Below are 16,846 nucleotides of genomic sequence, written 5' to 3'. Positions count from 1 at the left end.
CGGTAATTGACGTAGCGTCAGATGGGGAGCCTCACGGCAGCAGCCCGCTCGACTCCGTGAACATCATGTGCGCCACGGCCATGAAGACGGCGCAGAAGGCGATGCCCACGCCGAGGAAGGCCACCCCGCAGCCGGTGCCCACGGCCAGACCGGCGCGCGCGGGCGGGCGCGCGGTGGCCCGCTGGGGCTGCTCCGGCAGGTACCGCACCGTGACGATGTCGCCCTCCAGGACGGTCGCGGGGCCGCCCTCCTCCTCGAACCGGACCGTGCGGCCCTCGCGGGTGGCGAACTCGTAGACGTGGTGCACGGTCGTGCGCACGGACGTGTCCCCGCCGCCCCCGCTGGTCGTCGTGAACATCCGCAGACAGCGCCCCTCGGCGGTCAGCCCGTGCGCCCAGGTCCTGCTGATCCGCCGGGCGCGGTGCAGCAGGAGAAACGCGGCGTACCCGAAGCCGGCGATCATGACGGTGGGTACGAGGTAGAACAAGAGCTCGAACATGAGGTTCCCCCGAGGTCCGGTACGCCACCCGCTCGGTCGGCGTGCCAGGAACGTACCCGCCGGTAGGGGCGACCGGCCTCAGGAGAACCTCAGTTTCCGTGCTGTGGCGGAACGGCCCTCAGAAGGTGACGTCGGAGCAGGCGTAGAACGCGTTGCCCGTGTCGGCGATCGTCCACACCGCGAGGATGACGTGGTGCCCGCTCAGCCCGCTCGGCAGGGTGCCGCTGTGGCTGAGGGTGGCCGGCGGGCGCTGGCCGTTGTACGGGACCGTCAGGAACGGGGTGAGGTTGAGGTCCGAGCGGGACAGGGCGTGGTTCTGGTTCCAGCCCTGCCTGGTGACGTAGTACTTGAAGTCGGTCGTGGCGTGCATGGCGGTGAACTGCCAGCGGAAGGTGTAGGTCTGTCCGCCCGTCACCTTCGTGGTGGGCCAGGCGCCGCCGGACGGGGTGGCCGGCGAGCTGAGCTGGGCGAACCGGCTCAGGCCGCCGTTGCAGAGCTGGCCGTCGGCGGGCCCTGAGGCCGGGAAGCCCTTGGGGCCCTCGACGCTCTGCGGCTCGTACTGGATGTCGCCGCAGCCCGTCACCGTGCCGTTGGCACAGAGCTTCTGCCTGCTGATGGGGAGGTCGGTGTAGCCGTGCCCGCTGGCGCCGCCGGTGGAGAGCGCGAACGCTCCGGCGGTCACCATGCCCAGCACGACCGCGGACAGCTTGGTCCTGGTGTGCATACTGCCGCTCCTGGAGAACGTGGGGAGTTCGGTGAGCTGTGCAGGTAGGTCTAGACCAAGTGCCAGATTATTGCCGCTAGTTGAACATGTCCATACCAATCGCGGAGGCCCTTGACGGAGGCCCTGGGCGAGCGCCCGCTACAACGGCTCCCCGCGCCCCGAGCAGAAGGCGACCGTCAGGTCCCGCACCAGCACCTTGCGCTCGTAGTCGTCCAGCTCCACCAGGCCGCGCACGGTCAGCCGGGTCACCGTGTCCTCCACCGAGTCCACCACCGAGCTGAGCATGCTGGCCCGCTGCCGGGCGTCCAGCGCGGCGATCCTGCGCCGGTGCATCGCGGCGGCCACCTCCGGGGCGTACTCCACCCGGATCGGCTGTACCGAGAACACCTCCACACCGACCGGCGCGGTCTCCTCCGCCACCAGCCGGGTCAGCGCGTCCCCGGCCGCCGTCACCCCGCCCCGCGTCCCGCCCGCCGGCTCCACCGGCACCCGGGCCAGCGCCGCCTCCACGCACTCGCGCAGATACGCCTCGTGGTCCGCCAGGCCGAGCACGGCCCGCGCGGTGTCCCGCACCCGCCACACCACCAGCACCACCACCCGCAGCGCCATCCCGTCGGGATCCGCCGCCGGCATCGCCTCACTGCGCCAGTGCCGCAGCCGCACGTCGACCCGGCGGCGACGCAGCAGCGGGTTCACCCAGACCAGCCCACTGCGCCGGACCGTGCCGCGGTAGCCGCCGAACAGGCCGAGCACCCAGGCCCGCCCGGCCCGGCCCCGGGCCAGCCCGGCGAACCCCAGCGTCCCCAGCGCCCCGGCCCCCGCGTACGCCGCCCACTGCGCCGGACCGGGCCCCGCCCCCACGGAGGCGGGAAGCCGCAGCACCTGCGCCGTGACCGACGGAAGCAGCCCCGCCCACCAGGAGGTCGCCAGACACCCGGTGAGCCCGCATGCCCCGGCGAGCACCCCGGCCACCCCCGGCAGCACCCGCGCCGGGCGCTCCACCAGCTGCGGGTCGACCTCCGGCAGCGGCCGGCGCCGCACCCGCGCCGGACGGCCGAGGCGCGGCTGCTCGCCGGTGCCCTGCCGGCGGGCCACCACCGCCGGCTTGAGCGGCACCTTCACCGGGTTTGCCGGGTCGGGATCGTCGCGGAAGAGCAGATGGACGGGGATCTCGGTGGTCGCCTCGTTCTGGATGAGCCGGGCCGGACGCCCGCCCGGCACCGGAGCGCCCTCCGGCTGCCCCTCGGATTCGGGCGGCGTGTGTGACGTGGTCGTACTCATGCGTTCCTCCAGCCTCCGCGCCAGATACGTCATGAACAGGGGGGTGGACGGGGGGTCGACAGGGTGGGGGTGGCGGTGCGGGACGTGTGCGGCCGGGCGCCGGGCGCCGGTCGCACGGTCAGGCGGTCACCGGCCGCTCTTGTGGCCGGGACCCGGATCCGCGAAGAGCCGTCGCCAGGTCTCCGGCCCCGGGTAGCCGTCCGCCGCGCCGCCGCGCCAGCCCTGGGCGCGCTGGAAGGCCTCCACGGCACGCCGGTCCGCTTCGCCCCAGCGCGGACCGGGACCGGTGGCGTAGAACCTGCCGAATCCCTTCTTCACCAGTTGGCGGCCCAGCTGTGTGACGTACTCGTTCTCCGCGCCCGGACGGAAGAGGTTGCGGCCGGGATAGCCGGGCACCCCGTGCGAGGCGGGCGCCACCGGAACCGTCGTCTTGCCGTCGGCCGGCTCGGTGCCCGCCGTGCCCGCGCTCACACCCTTGTAGCGGTAGGGGACGTACTTGCTGGCGTTGCTCCAGTAGGGATACGGGGTGGCCTGGGTGCGGGTGTGCGGGGGCGTCTGCTCGTAGGCCGTGTAGGTGGTGTGCGCGGAGTCCGTCCAGCCGCCGAAGATCACCACGTGGGAACCCTTCTCGGGGTTGTCGGGGTTGTGGAAGAGCAGGATGTCCCCGGGCTGCAGTTCCTCCTTGGTGATCTTCACGCCGAACTGGTCGAGGCTGCCCGTCCACTCGTTGCTCCCCAGGTTCCAGGCCATGGAGACATAGCCCGAGCAGTCCTGGCGGTAGCCGTCGGACCAGTAGTCCGACATGCTGTACGGCACCTGTGCGGTCACCCAGACCTTGGCCCGCTTGATGATCTCGGCCCGGGTGGTCGCGGGGATCGGGACGGTGGCGGGCTCCGGCGGCTTGCCCGCCCCGCCGTGCAGCGGGGACCTGGGGCCCTGGGGGGTCGCCGGCTCGCCGTCGCCGGGGGCGTGGGGGCGCTGAGCGACGTGCCCGCTGGGGGTGACGGCGGCGGCCGGTGTGACCGCACCGAGGACGGCGGAGGCGGCGGCCACGACCACGATTCCGCAGGCCGCCGGGTGGCCGCAGGAGCGGCCGGACGACGGGCGGGGACTTACCCGTCGTACCTCGACACAACCGTGGCAGTCGCAGTCCCTCGCGGGCTCGAATTCCTCGAAGGCCGGAGTGGTCATGCGATCTGCCTCACATTCGGGGGGGTTTTGTCCGCGTCTGTGCACGTTGATCAGTTTCTCAACTGTCCATCGGACCGCCACTTTGACGGTCCGAACGATGTACGCGGGCCCCGGCGCGATCTTCCGGCCTCTCCCGGTGGTCAGGGGCACCCCGGAAGGTCAGGTAGAGTTGTCCCCGTCAGCAGGCGCCGCTAGCTCAGTTGGTTAGAGCAGCTGACTCTTAATCAGCGGGTCCGGGGTTCGAGTCCCTGGCGGCGCACCGACCGGAAGGCCCCTCGCGAAAGCGGGGGGCCTTCCGCATGCCCGGACCTCCGCCCCTGTCCGGAACCGGGCCATCCCCCCGATTGGCCGGATACCCTCTCGCCATGGCAGCCCGGGACCTCCAAGAGCGGATCAAGAAGCTGATCGTCGGCCGGCGGCTGCCCTCGGGAGCCCCGCTGCCCACCGAGCCCGAGCTGATGGAGTACCTCGGCGCGAGCCGGAACTCCGTGCGCGAGGCCCTGAAGGCGCTGCAGGCGATGGGGATCGTGGAGATCCGGCACGGCTTCGGGACGTACGTCGGCTCGATGTCGTTCGCGCCCTTGATCGAGGGGCTGGCCTTCCGCACCGTCGCCGGGCACTACCGGGGCGAGGACTCCCTGCTGCAGTTGCTGGAGCTGCGCGAGGCCGTGGAGACCGGGCTGGTCTCGCGGCTGGCCGGGCGGCTGCCCGAGGCGGACCTCGTCGAGCTGGACGCCCTGGTGAACCGCATGGAACAGGAGGCCGCGGAAGGAGCCGGCCTCGCCGAGACCGACCGCGCCTTTCACGCCACCCTCTACCGGGGACTGGACAACGTGCTGCTGAGCGAGGTGCTGGAGGCGTTCTGGGACGCCTTCCACCGGGTGCAGCGGGATCTGGTGGACGTGCCGCAGGACCCCAGGGTCACCTGCCACCAGCACCGGGAGATCCTGGACGCGGTCCGGTCCGGCGACTCGCTGCGGGCGGAGAAGGCCATAAGGGACCACTTCGGCAACGTCCGCGTCCGTCTCTCCACCACCGGCGCATCCCGGCCCCCTGAGCCTCACGCGCGCCACAATGAACGGGTTTGACCGGTAAACACGGTGTTTCGCGTCTTGCGATCATGCGGAGCGCCGTAGAACCCTGGGGTGTCCAAGCTGCCGCCGTTTGGCGGCAGTTGGGGGGAAACAAGCGGTTGCACGCCGGCGGGGTGGGGACCTCGCTCATGAATCGATGCCGAGGGGGGCATCATGCAACCGGAAGCTCGCCGTCCCGTGTCGACGCGGTGGGGAAAGACGCGGGGACTGCGCGCCACCACTGACCCGCGCGTGTGGGCTTAAGGGGAGCCGGCCGGGCGGAAAGGACCGACGAAACACGCGGGTGACCTGCGTGTGGGGGGAATGACTCATGACGTCGACGCCGCCGGGCGCCGGACCGAGCCACGCTCACAACGACCCGTCACAGACCACACAGCTCAGGGCGGTCACGCATCGGACCGGCCAGTTCCGCCGGATGAGGAAGAGCCTGCCGAGATACGATTACGAGCACTACAGCCGGCTCGCGGGCCCCCTCACCCAGCCCGACCCGACCAAGCCGTACAAGGTGCAGTACCGCTCGCTGCTCTCGCAGGAGCCGCACCGCGTGCGCGCCGCGCTGATGCTGGGCGCGGCCCCCGTACTCTCCCTGGTCCTGCTGTTCTGGCTGCTCCGGCCGGAGCACTGGACCGAACGCGACTATCCCGCCCACGACTTCCTGCCGGCCCTCGACACCGTCATGCTCGTCTCGATCGGCCTGATCGAGTTCTTCCGCTGCATGAACGTGCTGTCCAACGCGCACGCCACGCTCGTCGCCCGCGACCCCGTCCCGGTCGTCCCCGAGAGCGGCACCCGCGTCGCCTTCCTCACCTCCTTCGTGCCCGGCAAGGAGCCGCTGGAGATGGTGACGAGGACCCTGGAGGCGGCGGTGCGGCTCCGTCACCGCGGTCTGCTGCACGTGTGGCTGCTGGACGAGGGCGACGACCCGGCCGTCAAGGAGGTCTGCGCCCGGCTCGGCGTGCACCACTTCTCCCGCAAGGGTGTCGCCCGGTGGAACCGGCCCGAGGGACCGCACCGCGCCAGGACCAAGCACGGCAACTACAACGCCTGGCTGGAGGCGCACGGCGACGACTACGACTTCTTCGCCTCCGTCGACACCGACCACGTACCCCTGCCGAACTACCTGGAGCGGATGCTCGGTTACTTCCGCGACCCGGACGTCGGCTTCGTCATCGGCCCGCAGGTCTACGGCAACTACGACACGTTCGTCACCAAGGCCGCCGAGTCCCAGCAGTTCCTCTTCCACGCCCTGATCCAGCGCGCCGGCAACCGCTACGGCGCCCCCATGTTCGTCGGCACCTCCAACGCCGTACGCATCAGGGCACTCAAGCAGATCGGCGGGCTGTACGACTCCATCACCGAGGACATGGCGACGGGCTTCGAGATGCACCGCGCCAGGAACCCGGCGACGGGCCGGAAGTGGAAGTCCGTCTACACCCCGGACGTGCTCGCGGTCGGCGAGGGCCCGAGCGCCTGGACCGACTTCTTCACCCAGCAGCTGCGCTGGTCCCGGGGCACCTACGAGACGATCCTCAAGCAGTACTGGAAGGGCCTGTTCACGCTGGGGCCGGGCAAGCTCTTCAACTACACGATGATGATCATCTTCTATCCGATGTCCGCCCTCAACTGGATCCTCGCGGCGCTGAGTTGCGCCCTGTTCCTGGGCCTGGGCGCCTCGGGTGTGAACATCGACCCGACCGTGTGGCTGATGCTCTACGGCAACGCCTCGGCGCTGCAGATCGGCCTGTACGTCTGGAACCGGCGGCACAACGTCTCCCCGCACGAGCCGGAGGGCTCCGGCGGTGTCGCGGGCATGGTGATGTCCGCCCTGTCCGCGCCGGTCTACGCGCGCTCCCTCATGGACGCCGTGCTGCGCCGCAGGAGCAGGTTCGTGGTGACGCCCAAGGGCGAGTCGGCAAGCCCCGACACCCTGTTCGGGACCTTCCGGATCCACTGGTTCTTCATCCTGGTCTTCGCCGGCTCCCTCGCGGCCGGCTTCGTGTTCGGGCACTCCCACCCCGCGATGATCACCTGGGCGGCCTTCGCCCTGCTGATCACCGCCTCGCCGATCTTCGCCTGGCGGTACACGCTGCGGCAGGAGCGGCCGAAGCCGGCGCCGGCCGCCGCCGAACCGCAGGACGCGGTACCGGCGCGGTACGCGGCCCACGCCCCGCACGTGCCCCAGCAGCGGCCCACCTGGGCGGCCGCCGGGCACGGGGACCGGGACCGGACCGGCCCGGCGGCTGGGGAGACCGAGCAGACCATGAAGATCGCCTTTGGCGGACTGGGGGGACGTAACGAATGAGGGACCAGTCCGGCCACCGTCGTGCCCGCAGGCTTGCGGTCGGTACGGCGGCGGTACTCGCGCTGGCCGGGATGAACGGGCCGTGGGTGTACCGCTTCGGCACCGCGCAGTACCACCAGTACGAGATCAACAGACCCGAGTACAAGGCCGGGAACGGCCACTGGGACATCATCGAGTTCCCGCCGGAGTACCGCCAGGACACCATTCACGCGGCGCTCCTGCACACCGGCAAGGTGCTGCTGGTGGCCGGCTCGGGCAACAACCAGGACAACTTCGACAAGAAGAAGTTCGACACCCGGATCTGGGACCCGGTCAAGGGCACGATCAAGAAGATCCCCACGCCCAACGACCTGTTCTGCACCGGGCACACGCAACTGGCCAACGGCGATCTGCTGATCGCGGGCGGCACCAAGCGGTACGAGAAGCTCAAGGGTGACGTCACCAAGGCCGGCGGCCTGATGATCGTCCACAACGAGAACCCGGACAGGCCGATCACGCTGCCCGCGGGCACCAGGTTCACCGGCAGGACCAACGGCAAGGCGTTCGTCTCCAAGGACCCGGTGCTGGTGCCGCGCGCGAAGAAGGTGTTCGACCCGAGGACGGGCGCCTGGCTGCGCAACGACCCCGGGCTCGGGCGGATCTACGTCGAGGCGCAGCGAAGCGGCACCCAGTACGAGACCGGCACCCAGGACAACTACCGGATCCAGGGGCTGACCGGCGCCGACGCGCGCAACACGTACGGCATCGCGCAGAAGCTCGCCCTTGACAAGAAGGACTTCCAGGGCATCCGCGACGCCTACGAGTTCGACCCGGTCGCCGAGCGGTACATCAAGGTCGACCCGATGAACGAGGCCCGCTGGTACCCGACGCTCACCACGCTGTCGGACGGCAGGATCCTCAGTGTCTCCGGCCTGGACGACATCGGTCAGCTGGTGCCGGGCAAGAACGAGATCTTCGACCCGAGAACCAGGAAGTGGACGTACACGAAGAAGATCATGCAGTTCCCGACGTATCCGGCGCTGTTCCTGATGCAGAACGGGAAGATCTTCTACTCGGGTTCGAACGCGGGATACGGGCCCGACGACGTGGGCCGTGACCCCGGTGTCTGGGACGTGGACACGAACAGGTTCACGAAGCTGCCCGGGCTCAGCGATCCGGACATGATGGAGACCTCCGCGACCGTGCTGCTGCCCCCGGCGCAGGACGAGAGGTTCATGGTGATCGGGGGCGGTGGGGTCGGCGAGTCGAAGCTGTCGAGCAAGAGGACGCGGCTGATAGACCTGTCGGCCCGGAACCCGAGGTTCGTGGACGGGCCCGCGCTGGAGAAGGGGACCCGGTATCCGCAGTCCTCGATCCTGCCCGACGACACCGTGCTGGTGTCCGGTGGCTCGCAGGACTACCGGGGGCGCGGCGACTCCAACATCCTGCAGGCGCGGCTGTACCACCCGGACAGCAACAGCTTCACCCGGGTCGCCGATCCGCTGGTGGGACGGAACTACCACTCCGGGTCGATCCTGCTGCCGGACGGACGGGTGATGTTCTTCGGGTCCGACTCGCTGTACGGGGACCGGGCGAACACCAAGCCGGGGAAGTTCGAGCAGCGGATCGAGATCTACACACCGCCGTATCTGTACCGCGGTTCGCGGCCCGGGTTGAGTGGTGGGCCGCAGACGATCGCCCGCGGCGCTTCCGGGACGTTCACGTCGAAGCACGCGGCCGGCATCAAGAAGGTGCGGTTGATCCGGCCGAGTGCCTCGACACACGTGACGGATGTGGATCAGCGGTCCGTCGCGCTCGACTTCAGGACCGCAGGGGACAGGATCACGGTGACCGTGCCGAAGAACCGGAATCTGGTGCAGTCCGGCTGGTACATGCTGTTCGTGGACGACGATCAGGGGACGCCGTCGAAGGCTCAGTGGGTCAGGGTGCCGTAGTCACCTGCTGTCCTTGGCGAGGGCGAGTGCGTAACTCGCCCACCAGTCCCCTGCCTTCGGGCCGCCCTTGCACGTGCCGTCGGACTCGCCCGGGCGCTTGACCCACAGGTAGGCGTCCGCCAGCGGGTCGGCCGTCCTCGTCGTCGGGGTCTCTCCCAGGGCGCGGCCCGGCGGGTTGCACCAGCGCTGGTTCGGGTCGCCGGCCGTGTAGGGGCCGTTGCCGTTGCGGCTGGTGTCGATGACGAAGTGTTTGCCGCCCACCTTCGCCGAGAGCTGTGTGCCGTAGGCGAGGGAGTCCTCGGTGGAGTAGAAGTTGGAGACGTTGACGGAGAAGCCGTCGGCCCCCTCGACGCCGGCCTGCTGGAGGGGCTGGTAGATCTGGTCGGGGTGGCCCCAGCCGGCGTTGCCCGCGTCCAGGTAGACCTTCGTGTTCTTCAGGGACTTGAGCCGGGCGATCGCGCCCTTGAGGAGGTCGTAGCGCTCCTCGCGGAACTGGGCCGGGGTGCAGCCGTCCACGAGGTGCAGGACGGCGTCGGGTTCGAGGACGACCGTCGCGGAGCGGTCCGCGATGCCGCGGGCGACGGCGTCGATCCAGGCGCGGTAGGCGTTGCCGTCGGCGGCGCCGCCCTGGGAGTACTGGCCGCAGTCGCGGTGCGGGATGTTGTAGAGGACGAGCAGGGCCGTGCGGTCGGACTTCTGGGCGGCCTCGGTGAAGCCGCGGGCCTCCCGCTCCGGGTTCTCCGGGCCGATCCACTCCCCCACCGGCTGTTCGGCGATCTTGCGGATCTGCGCGGCCTCGGCGTTCCTGCCGGACCTGGTGTAGGCGGCCAGCTGGCGGGCCGCGGTGCCGTCCGGGTTGACCCAGAACGGGTCGGCGGCCTTGGGCTGTTGAGTGATCCGGGCCGAAGCGTCCCCGTTCTGGTCCCCGCCCCCACTCCCGTTCCCGTTCCCGGAGGAACATCCGGCGAGGAGCAGTGCCGCCCCCAGCACCACCACCGCTGCCGACGCCCGCGCGGTCGAACGGGCCCCCCTGATGTCGTCCATGCGCATCCCCCTGGTCCCCCCGGGCGAACTGGTCCGGCTGCCAATCGTGGCATATCCGGCCGGTTCGTCACGAGATCGTGTGGCGGGGCGCGCGGGTGTGCCGGAGGGGGTCAGCGGGTGGTTCCGGTGAGGTACGCGGAGACCACCACGTTGGCCGTGTAGCTGTGGCCGGCGCGGTCGAAGGAGCCGCCGCAGGTGATCAGGCGCAGTTCGGCGCGGCCCGGCCGGCGGGGGCCGTAGGCCTGGTCGGCGTCGAAGCCGGCGCGGGGCAGGACGCGGACGTCGTCGATGGTGAACTCGGCGACCGTGCCGTCCGAGCGGACCACCCGGACCGTCCCGCCGGGTTGGAGTGTGCTGAGCTGGTAGAAGACCGCGGGCCGGGTGGCGGTGTCGACGTGTCCGACCAGGAGCGCCGCTCCCCTGGCGCCGGGCGGGGTGCCGGCGCCGTACCAGCCGACCACGCCCGGCTGGTCGAGGGGCGGCGGGTCGATGGCGCCCCGGGAGTCCAGGCCCCGGCTCACCACCGGTGCCCGCACGCCCAGCCGGGGGATGTCGACCCGCTGGGGTACGGCGTCCCCGAGCGGCGTGGCCGGGCGGGGCAGCCGGGCGGGGTCGGCGGGTCCGACGGCGAACAGTCCGCCCGTGGCGGGGCCGTCCGTGCCGTGCGGTACGCCGGTCAGCCCGCGCCCCCACAGCCACAGGCCGAACAGCAGCAGCGCCCAGGCGAGGCCCGTGAGGAGCCGCCCGCCGCCGGTGGCGCGTTCGCGGTCGCCGGTCATGTGCCGCTTCAGCGGGTACGGCGGCTGCGGCCGGCACCGAGCGTGACGGCGACGGCCGCGATCGCGGCGAGGGCCAGGCCGGTCACCGCCTGGCCCGTGTCGGGTCCGGACTCGTCGGTGGCCACCGTGGCGAAGTGCGCGGTGCCGCCGCCCCCCGCCTGGACGGGGGCGACGGGCGTGGCGTTCGGGGTGGGCCGCCGGCCCGGCTCTGACGGCCCGGCGCCTTTGCCGGCCACCGTCACCTTCCCGGTGATCACATGGTTGGCGCAGGTGATCCTGACGTCGTAGCGGCCCGGCCCGAGGGAGGAGCGGACGCGGGTCTCGCCCGACAGGGTGCCCTGGCCGCCGGTCAGCGGGGCGTCGGAGACGAACGCGGCCGAGGTGGCGCTGCCCTGCTGCGCCGAGCAGCCACGGACCTGCAGGGACACGTCGGAGCCGGGAGCGGGGACGGCGGGGGTCACGGAGACCGAGCCCGCGTCGGCCGCGTGGGCCACCGGGGCGAACGCGGTGAGGGCCAGGATTCCCGTACAGAGCGTGAGGCGTAGTGAGCCCATCGTGAACCTCCAGATATCTGGAGGCTCCCCCGGCTGGAGCGCCCCCGCATCCTCGGGGGGCGCCCCGTTGCTCCGAACGGGTGGACCGGGGTTTGAAAATCCCTGGTCAGGGCCTAGTGGGCCGGGCCGGACGGGGTCAGACCAAGTCGACCAGGTCCGCGATGGAGTCGGCGACCTGCGAGGGGCGGAAGGGGTAGCGGTCGACATCGTCGGGCTGGGTGACGCCGCTGAGCACGAGGAAGGTGCGCATGCCGGCCTCCAGGCCCGCGAGGACGTCGGTGTCCATGCGGTCGCCGATCATCGCGGAGGTCTCGGAGTGGGCGCCGATCGCGTTCAGGCCGGCCCGCATCATCAGCGGGTTCGGCTTGCCGACGAAGTACGGCTTCTTGCCGGTCGCGGCGGTGATCAGGGCGGCGACCGAGCCGGTGGCGGGCAGGTCGCCCTCGGTGGAGGGGCCGACGTTGTCGGGGTTGGTGGCGATGAACCGGGCCCCGTTGTTGATGAGCCGTACGGCCTTGGTGAGGGCCTCGAAGGAGTAGGTGCGGGTCTCGCCGAGGATCACGAAGTCGGGGTCGTGGTCGGTGAGGATGTAGCCGATGTCGTGCAGCGCCGTGGTCAGACCGGCCTCGCCGATGACGTAGGCGCTGCCGCCGGGGCGCTGGTCGTCGAGGAACTGGGCGGTGGCCAGGGCCGAGGTCCAGATGTTCTTCTCCGGCACGTCCAGGCCCATGCGGCGCAGGCGGGCGTGCAGGTCACGGGCGGTGTAGATGGAGTTGTTGGTCAGCACCAGGAAGGGCCGGCCCGACTCGCGCAGCTTCTTCAGGAAGGCCTCGGCGCCGGGGATCGGGACGCCCTCGTGGATCAGGACACCGTCCATGTCGGTCAGCCACGACTCGATCGGCTTGCGGTCTGCCATGTTGTGCTTCTCCTGGCGTACGTACGGTTCTGAAAGCGGGGGCGCCGGAACCACGGCGTACCGACGCCCCCCAGCCTAATCAGCGTGGCCTGATCCTGACCCGGCGTTTCGCCTGCCGGCCGGCTCAGCTGCCGGTGGCCGCCTTCCAGTCCTCGACGTACGAGGCGAGGTTCTTGTCGATGTCGTTCCAGTCCGGCTCGAAGAGTGCGACGCCGTCCATCAGCCTGGCGAGGGCGACGGCGTTGGCGTCGGTGGCCTTGACGTCCTGGCGGGCGGCGAAACCGCCGCCGATCTCGCTGACCTCCTGCTGCTGCTTCCGCGCGAGCATGAAGTCGAGCAGCTTCCTGCCGTTCTCGCTGTGCGGGGCCTTGGTGACCAGGCCGGCCGCGTAGGGCAGCGCGAAGGTGGTGGGCTTGCCGTCCCGGCCGGCCGGGAACCAGATGCCGAGGCCCGGCATGGTCTTGGACTGGGCGTAGTTCATCTGCACATCGCCGTTGGCGACGAGCAGTTCGCCCTTGTCCACCTTGGGGGCGAGCTTGCCGGTGGAGGCGGACGGGCCGACGTTGTTGGCCTGGAGCCTCTTGAGGTAGGCGAGGGCCTGTTCCTTGCCGCCGAAGTCGTGGACGGCCTTGATGAGGACGGCGGTTCCGTCACCGGCGACGCCCGGCGTGGAGTACTGCAGCTTGTTCCTGTACCGGGGGCCGAGCAGCTCCTCCCATGTCTTCGGGGCCTGCTTCAGCTGCTTCTTGTTGTAGACGAAACCGAAGTAGTTGCCGACGACGGACGTCCAGGTGCCGTCGACGGCCTTGTCGGCGCCGCTGACCTGGTCGGTGTCCTTCGGCTCGTACTTCTGCAGCAGGCCCTTGCTGTCGGCCTCCTGGATGAAGGGCGGCAGGGTGACCAGCACGTCGGCCTGCGGGTTGCTCTTCTCGCGGACGGCGCGCTGCACCATCTCGCCGGAGCCGCCCTCGACGTACTTGACCTTGATGCCGGTCTGCTTCCGGAAGTCCGCGAAGACCTTGTCGTACCAGCCGTCGCCGTTCTCGCCCTTCAGTCCGTCGGCGCTGTAGACGGTGACGGACTTGGCGTCGGAGGCGTTCGACGAGCCGCCGCAGGCGGACAGCGCGGGAGTGGCGAGCAGAGCGAGGGCCACGGCGAGCGTGAGGTGGTTTCTGGGCATGGCGAGGTGAACTCCTTGCCTGGGTGAGGGCGTCGGTCAGCGGTAGGAGGCCCGGGTGCGGACCCGGGAGACGGCGAACAGGACGAGCAAGGTCGCGGCCATCAGCACCACGGCGACGGCGGAGCCGGTGAACAGGGCGCCGCGGTCGGTGGCCGCGTAGATCAGGACCGGCAGCGGGGTCCAGTCGGGCGGATAGAGCATCATCGTGGCGCTCAGCTCGCCCATGGACAGGGCGAAGCAGAGGCCGGCCGCGGCGGTGAGCGAGGGCAGCAGGAGGGGGAGGCGGACCCGCCACAGCACGTAGGAGGGCCGGGCGCCGAGGGAGGCGGCGGCCTGTTCACAGGCAGGGTCGAGGCGGCTGATCGCCGCTGACACGGACTGGTGGGCGAACGCGGTGACCAGCACGGTGTGCGCGAGGATCACGATCCACCGGGTGCCGTTGAGCAGCATCGGCGGCTTGGAGAAGGCGACCAGGACCGACAGTCCGACCACGACCGAGGGCACGGCGACCGGCAGCACGAACAGGGCGTCCACGAGCCTGCGGTACCGCTTCTTCAGGGCCGCCCCGGCCAGTGCGGCCCAGGTGCCGACGGTCAGTGCGAGCAGGCTGGCGGCGGTGGCCGTGAGCAGGCTGGTGGTGAGGGCCTGGAGGGCCTCGCCGCGGGTGGCGGACCGGTAGTTGGCCGCGGTCGGGCCCGAGGGCAGGACGCCGGACCAGTGGGTCGCGAAGGAGGCGCCGAGGACGACGAGCAGGGGGAGGGCGAACAGCGGCAGGAAGAGGGCGGCGAACACCGCCCACACGGCCCACCTGGCCCCGCGGCTATGCACCAGCACGGCGGCTCACCACCCGGTAGAGGCCGTAGAGGCCCACGGAGATCAGGACGTTGACGACGGCGACCACGCACGCGCCCGGGTAGTCGGACTCCAGGATCGCCTTGCCGTAGACGAGCATCGGCAGGGTCGTGACCCCCTTGGCGCCGGTGAACAGCACGATCCCGAACTCGTTGAGGCAGAGCACGAGGACGAGACTCCCGCCGGCCGCGAGCGCGGGCAGCGCCTCGGGCAGGATGATGCGCCGGACGATGCGCAGGGCGCGGCCGCCGAGGCTCGAAGCCGCCTCCAGCTGCGCGGTGTCCAGTTGCGAGAACGCGGCGAGCAGCGGTCGCATCACGAACGGCGTGAAGTACGTAACCTCCGCCAGCAGCACGCCCCAGGGCGTGGTGAGGAACTGGAAGGAGCCGATGATGCCGGTCGTGCCGTAGATGAACAGCAGCGCCAGTGTGATCAGGAAGGACGGGAAGGACAGGTACACGTCGATGAACCGCGCCACCGCCTTCGCCCCGGAGAACGGCACGAACGCGATGACCAGCGCGAGCAGGAAACCGAGGACCAGGCATCCGGCGGTGGAGGCCAGCGCCAGCCAGACGGTGGTCCACAGGGCGTTCCGGAAGGCGGCCGAGGCGAGGACGTCGGCGTACGGCTGCAGGGAGGTGCCGCCGCCGTCCGGCTGGAAGGACTGCCGGGCGACGAGGGCGAGGGGGTAGAGGAAGAAGAGGGTGAGGAGAGCGAGGGGCGGGAGGGCCCACAGCAGTCGCCTACTCATGGCCGACCCCCGCGGGCAGCAGCACCGCGTCCTCGGCGGCGAAGTGCAACGTCACGGCGTCCCCGTACCCCGGCGGATCCCTCAGTTCGCGCACGTCCGCCGTCACCGCGTGCCCGCCGACCTCCACGTACAGCCGATGCGTGGCCCCCCGCCACTGGATCTCCCGTACGACGCCCACGAGTTGGTTGGGGCCTTCCCCCAGCCCGACCAGATGCGGCCGTACGCACAACGTGGCCCGTGCGCCTGCGACCGCGTCCCCCGTGTCGACCTTCAGCTCCGCGCCCGCGAAGGAGACGCCGCCGCGGCCCACCGTCACCGGCACCAGGTTCGCGCCGCCCACGAAGGACGCCGTGAACGCGTCGGCGGGCGCCCGGTACAGCTCCCTGGGTGTCCCGCAGGCCTGCAGCCTCGCCCGGTCCATGACGGCGATCCGGTCCGCCAGGGTCAGCGCCTCGACCTGGTCATGGGTGACGTAGAGCATCGTCACGTCCGGCAACTCGCGGTGCAGCCGGGCGAGTTCGGCCAGCATGCCGGACCGCAGCCGGGCGTCGAGTGCGGACAGCGGCTCGTCCAGGAGCAGCACGTCGGGCCGGATGGCCAGCGCGCGGGCGATGGCGACCCGCTGCTGCTGCCCGCCGGACAGCTCGCGCGGATGCCGGCGGGCGTAGGCGGCCATGCCGGTCATCTCCAGCGCCTCGGCGACCCGCTGCCGCATCTCGCCCCTGGCCGTCCTGCGGGCCCTGAGTCCGAAGGCCACGTTCTCGTCCACCCGCATGTGCGGGAACAGCGCGTACTGCTGGACGACCATCCCGATGCCGCGCCGGTACGGCGGCAGGTCCGTCACGTCCCTGCCGCCGAGGAGCACCCGCCCGGACGCGGGCCGTACGAACCCGGCGACCGCCCGCAGCGCGGTGGTCTTGCCGGAGCCGGACGGCCCGAGCAGCGCCATGACCTCGCCGGGCTCGACGGTCAGGTCGAGGGAGTCGAGGACGACGTGGCCGTCGTAGGCGACGGTGACGGAGTCGAAGCGGATGCTCATCTCACCGGGCTCCCGGGAGCAGCGCGGGCAGGCCGGCGACGGAGTCGAGGACGTGGGTGGCACCGGCGGCGCGGAACTCCGCGTCCCCGTGGGCCCCGGTGCGCACACCGGCGACCAGGCCAGCCCCGGCACGTACGCCGCTGAGCACGTCGTACGACGTGTCCCCGACGACGGCGATCTGCCGCACGTCCTCGGCGGCCTTGGTGCGGACGAAGGCCTCGAGGACCATGTCCGGGTACGGCCGTCCGCGCCCGCCGGCGTCGGCCGGGCACAGGGTGAGCGGGACGAGGTCCTGCCAGCCGAGGGCGTCGAGGAGGGCGTCCTGCGTGACGCGGGCGAAGCCGGTGGTCAGGACGACGGTGCGGCCACCGCCGGCCAGCTCCTCGATGGCCTCGCGGGCGCCCGGCACCGGGGCGATCAGGCCCGCGTCGACGAGGTCGCCGTAGGCCTTCTCGAAGGCGGTGTTGGCGCGCCGGGCGCTCTCCTCGTCGCCGAACAGGTGCCGGAAGACGGAGATCTTGGACTCGCCCATGGTGGCGCGGACGTAGGCGAGGTGCTCGGCGTGCTCGGCCGAGCCGGGTGCGACGCCCAGTTCGGTGGCCGCCGCCTCGAAGGCCCGCTCGACCAGTCCGCCGTCGGCCACGGTCGTACCGGCCATGTCGAGGACGACGAGACGGATGTCGTTGCTGATGTCGGTCATCTGGTG

General features: G+C 71.1%; 16 protein-coding genes and 1 tRNA gene. 4 read left to right on the top strand and 13 right to left on the bottom strand.

The genetic code is table 11. The features are described 5' to 3' along the window. Nucleotides 1-31: 31 nt before the first annotated feature. From ACZ7HQ_RS39590 to ACZ7HQ_RS39575, 4 genes are all read right to left on the bottom strand, one after another. Nucleotides 32-499, bottom strand: a complete 468-nt coding sequence (locus ACZ7HQ_RS39590) for a DUF3592 domain-containing protein (RefSeq protein WP_471000725.1) — start codon at nt 497-499, stop codon at nt 32-34. Nucleotides 500-617: 118 nt separating this feature from the next. Then, nucleotides 618-1,223 carry a lytic polysaccharide monooxygenase auxiliary activity family 9 protein gene (locus ACZ7HQ_RS39585; RefSeq protein WP_471000722.1) on the bottom strand — a complete coding sequence of 202 codons (606 nt, stop codon included), beginning with the start codon at nt 1,221-1,223 and terminating at the stop codon, nt 618-620. Nucleotides 1,224-1,361: 138 nt separating this feature from the next. Further along, complete coding sequence (locus ACZ7HQ_RS39580; RefSeq protein ID WP_471000719.1) at nt 1,362-2,504, bottom strand: SPFH domain-containing protein; 1,143 nt, start codon at nt 2,502-2,504, stop codon at nt 1,362-1,364. A gap of 126 nt (nt 2,505-2,630) precedes the next feature. Beyond that, the gene (locus ACZ7HQ_RS39575; RefSeq protein WP_471000716.1) at nt 2,631-3,695 is read right to left on the bottom strand and encodes a peptidoglycan-binding protein; all 1,065 of its coding nucleotides are present in this window, start codon (nt 3,693-3,695) and stop codon (nt 2,631-2,633) included. A 185-nt stretch (nt 3,696-3,880) separates the two neighbouring features. Here ACZ7HQ_RS39575 and ACZ7HQ_RS39570 point away from each other — a divergent pair. The 4 genes from ACZ7HQ_RS39570 to glxA all read left to right on the top strand — a co-directional run bounded on the left by ACZ7HQ_RS39570 (nt 3,881) and on the right by glxA (nt 9,025). Next, a tRNA-Lys gene (locus tag ACZ7HQ_RS39570) sits at nt 3,881-3,954 on the top strand. 106 nt (nt 3,955-4,060) lie between these two features. Next, complete coding sequence (locus ACZ7HQ_RS39565) at nt 4,061-4,783, top strand: FadR/GntR family transcriptional regulator (RefSeq protein ID WP_471000712.1); 723 nt, start codon at nt 4,061-4,063, stop codon at nt 4,781-4,783. 316 nt (nt 4,784-5,099) lie between these two features. Then, nucleotides 5,100-7,091: a glycosyltransferase family 2 protein gene (locus ACZ7HQ_RS39560; RefSeq protein ID WP_471000709.1), complete on the top strand. Its 1,992-nt coding sequence runs from the start codon at nt 5,100-5,102 to the stop codon at nt 7,089-7,091. After that, nucleotides 7,088-9,025 (top strand): radical copper oxidase GlxA, encoded by a 1,938-nt coding sequence (glxA, locus tag ACZ7HQ_RS39555; protein ID WP_471000705.1) that lies wholly within the window; start codon nt 7,088-7,090, stop codon nt 9,023-9,025. Before ACZ7HQ_RS39560 ends, glxA begins: the two co-directional genes overlap by 4 nt. Here glxA and ACZ7HQ_RS39550 read toward each other — a convergent pair whose 3' ends face one another. The 9 genes from ACZ7HQ_RS39550 to ACZ7HQ_RS39510 form a co-directional block, all read right to left on the bottom strand. After that, nucleotides 9,026-10,069: a glycoside hydrolase family 6 protein gene (locus ACZ7HQ_RS39550; RefSeq protein ID WP_471000702.1), complete on the bottom strand. Its 1,044-nt coding sequence runs from the start codon at nt 10,067-10,069 to the stop codon at nt 9,026-9,028. A gap of 110 nt (nt 10,070-10,179) precedes the next feature. Further along, nucleotides 10,180-10,848 (bottom strand): class F sortase, encoded by a 669-nt coding sequence (locus tag ACZ7HQ_RS39545; RefSeq protein WP_471000699.1) that lies wholly within the window; start codon nt 10,846-10,848, stop codon nt 10,180-10,182. A gap of 8 nt (nt 10,849-10,856) precedes the next feature. Beyond that, nucleotides 10,857-11,402, bottom strand: coding sequence for a hypothetical protein (locus ACZ7HQ_RS39540; protein ID WP_471000696.1), 546 nt, complete (start codon nt 11,400-11,402; stop codon nt 10,857-10,859). Between the two features lie 136 nt (nt 11,403-11,538). Next, nucleotides 11,539-12,318: an HAD-IIA family hydrolase gene (locus tag ACZ7HQ_RS39535; RefSeq protein ID WP_471000693.1), complete on the bottom strand. Its 780-nt coding sequence runs from the start codon at nt 12,316-12,318 to the stop codon at nt 11,539-11,541. A gap of 124 nt (nt 12,319-12,442) precedes the next feature. Then, on the bottom strand, nt 12,443-13,498 hold the full coding sequence (locus ACZ7HQ_RS39530; protein WP_471000690.1) for a 2-aminoethylphosphonate ABC transporter substrate-binding protein: 1,056 nt from the start codon (nt 13,496-13,498) through the stop codon (nt 12,443-12,445). A 36-nt stretch (nt 13,499-13,534) separates the two neighbouring features. After that, on the bottom strand, nt 13,535-14,332 hold the full coding sequence (locus tag ACZ7HQ_RS39525) for an ABC transporter permease (protein ID WP_471000687.1): 798 nt from the start codon (nt 14,330-14,332) through the stop codon (nt 13,535-13,537). Continuing rightward, nucleotides 14,319-15,101: a 2-aminoethylphosphonate ABC transporter permease subunit gene (locus tag ACZ7HQ_RS39520; RefSeq protein ID WP_471000684.1), complete on the bottom strand. Its 783-nt coding sequence runs from the start codon at nt 15,099-15,101 to the stop codon at nt 14,319-14,321. The genes ACZ7HQ_RS39525 and ACZ7HQ_RS39520 overlap by 14 nt, the downstream gene beginning before the upstream one ends. Further along, nucleotides 15,094-16,140 carry an ABC transporter ATP-binding protein gene (locus ACZ7HQ_RS39515; protein ID WP_471000681.1) on the bottom strand — a complete coding sequence of 349 codons (1,047 nt, stop codon included), beginning with the start codon at nt 16,138-16,140 and terminating at the stop codon, nt 15,094-15,096. The genes ACZ7HQ_RS39520 and ACZ7HQ_RS39515 overlap by 8 nt, the downstream gene beginning before the upstream one ends. 1 nt (nt 16,141) lies before the next feature. Continuing rightward, nucleotides 16,142-16,840, bottom strand: coding sequence for a phosphonatase-like hydrolase (locus ACZ7HQ_RS39510; protein ID WP_471000678.1), 699 nt, complete (start codon nt 16,838-16,840; stop codon nt 16,142-16,144). Nucleotides 16,841-16,846 lie beyond the last annotated feature (6 nt).

The sequence above is a fragment of the Streptomyces sp. NPDC037290 genome (genome assembly GCF_055603245.1).
The sequence above is the reverse complement of the archived record's forward strand: the minus strand, read 5'-3'. Positions and strand labels throughout refer to the sequence as shown.

Excerpts from the sequence above, each read along its gene's own strand:
- ACZ7HQ_RS39590 (WP_471000725.1), bottom strand. The coding sequence starts at position 499 with ATGTTCGAGCTCTTGTTCTACCTCGTACCCACCGTCATGATCGCCGGC.
- ACZ7HQ_RS39585 (WP_471000722.1), bottom strand. The coding sequence starts at position 1,223 with ATGCACACCAGGACCAAGCTGTCCGCGGTCGTGCTGGGCATGGTGACC.
- ACZ7HQ_RS39580 (WP_471000719.1), bottom strand. The coding sequence starts at position 2,504 with ATGAGTACGACCACGTCACACACGCCGCCCGAATCCGAGGGGCAGCCG.
- ACZ7HQ_RS39575 (WP_471000716.1), bottom strand. The coding sequence starts at position 3,695 with ATGACCACTCCGGCCTTCGAGGAATTCGAGCCCGCGAGGGACTGCGAC.
- ACZ7HQ_RS39565 (WP_471000712.1), top strand. The coding sequence starts at position 4,061 with ATGGCAGCCCGGGACCTCCAAGAGCGGATCAAGAAGCTGATCGTCGGC.
- ACZ7HQ_RS39560 (WP_471000709.1), top strand. The coding sequence starts at position 5,100 with ATGACGTCGACGCCGCCGGGCGCCGGACCGAGCCACGCTCACAACGAC.
- glxA (WP_471000705.1), top strand. The coding sequence starts at position 7,088 with ATGAGGGACCAGTCCGGCCACCGTCGTGCCCGCAGGCTTGCGGTCGGT.
- ACZ7HQ_RS39550 (WP_471000702.1), bottom strand. The coding sequence starts at position 10,069 with ATGGACGACATCAGGGGGGCCCGTTCGACCGCGCGGGCGTCGGCAGCG.
- ACZ7HQ_RS39545 (WP_471000699.1), bottom strand. The coding sequence starts at position 10,848 with ATGACCGGCGACCGCGAACGCGCCACCGGCGGCGGGCGGCTCCTCACG.
- ACZ7HQ_RS39540 (WP_471000696.1), bottom strand. The coding sequence starts at position 11,402 with ATGGGCTCACTACGCCTCACGCTCTGTACGGGAATCCTGGCCCTCACC.
- ACZ7HQ_RS39535 (WP_471000693.1), bottom strand. The coding sequence starts at position 12,318 with ATGGCAGACCGCAAGCCGATCGAGTCGTGGCTGACCGACATGGACGGT.
- ACZ7HQ_RS39530 (WP_471000690.1), bottom strand. The coding sequence starts at position 13,498 with ATGCCCAGAAACCACCTCACGCTCGCCGTGGCCCTCGCTCTGCTCGCC.
- ACZ7HQ_RS39520 (WP_471000684.1), bottom strand. The coding sequence starts at position 15,101 with ATGAGTAGGCGACTGCTGTGGGCCCTCCCGCCCCTCGCTCTCCTCACC.
- ACZ7HQ_RS39515 (WP_471000681.1), bottom strand. The coding sequence starts at position 16,140 with ATGAGCATCCGCTTCGACTCCGTCACCGTCGCCTACGACGGCCACGTC.
- ACZ7HQ_RS39510 (WP_471000678.1), bottom strand. The coding sequence starts at position 16,840 with ATGACCGACATCAGCAACGACATCCGTCTCGTCGTCCTCGACATGGCC.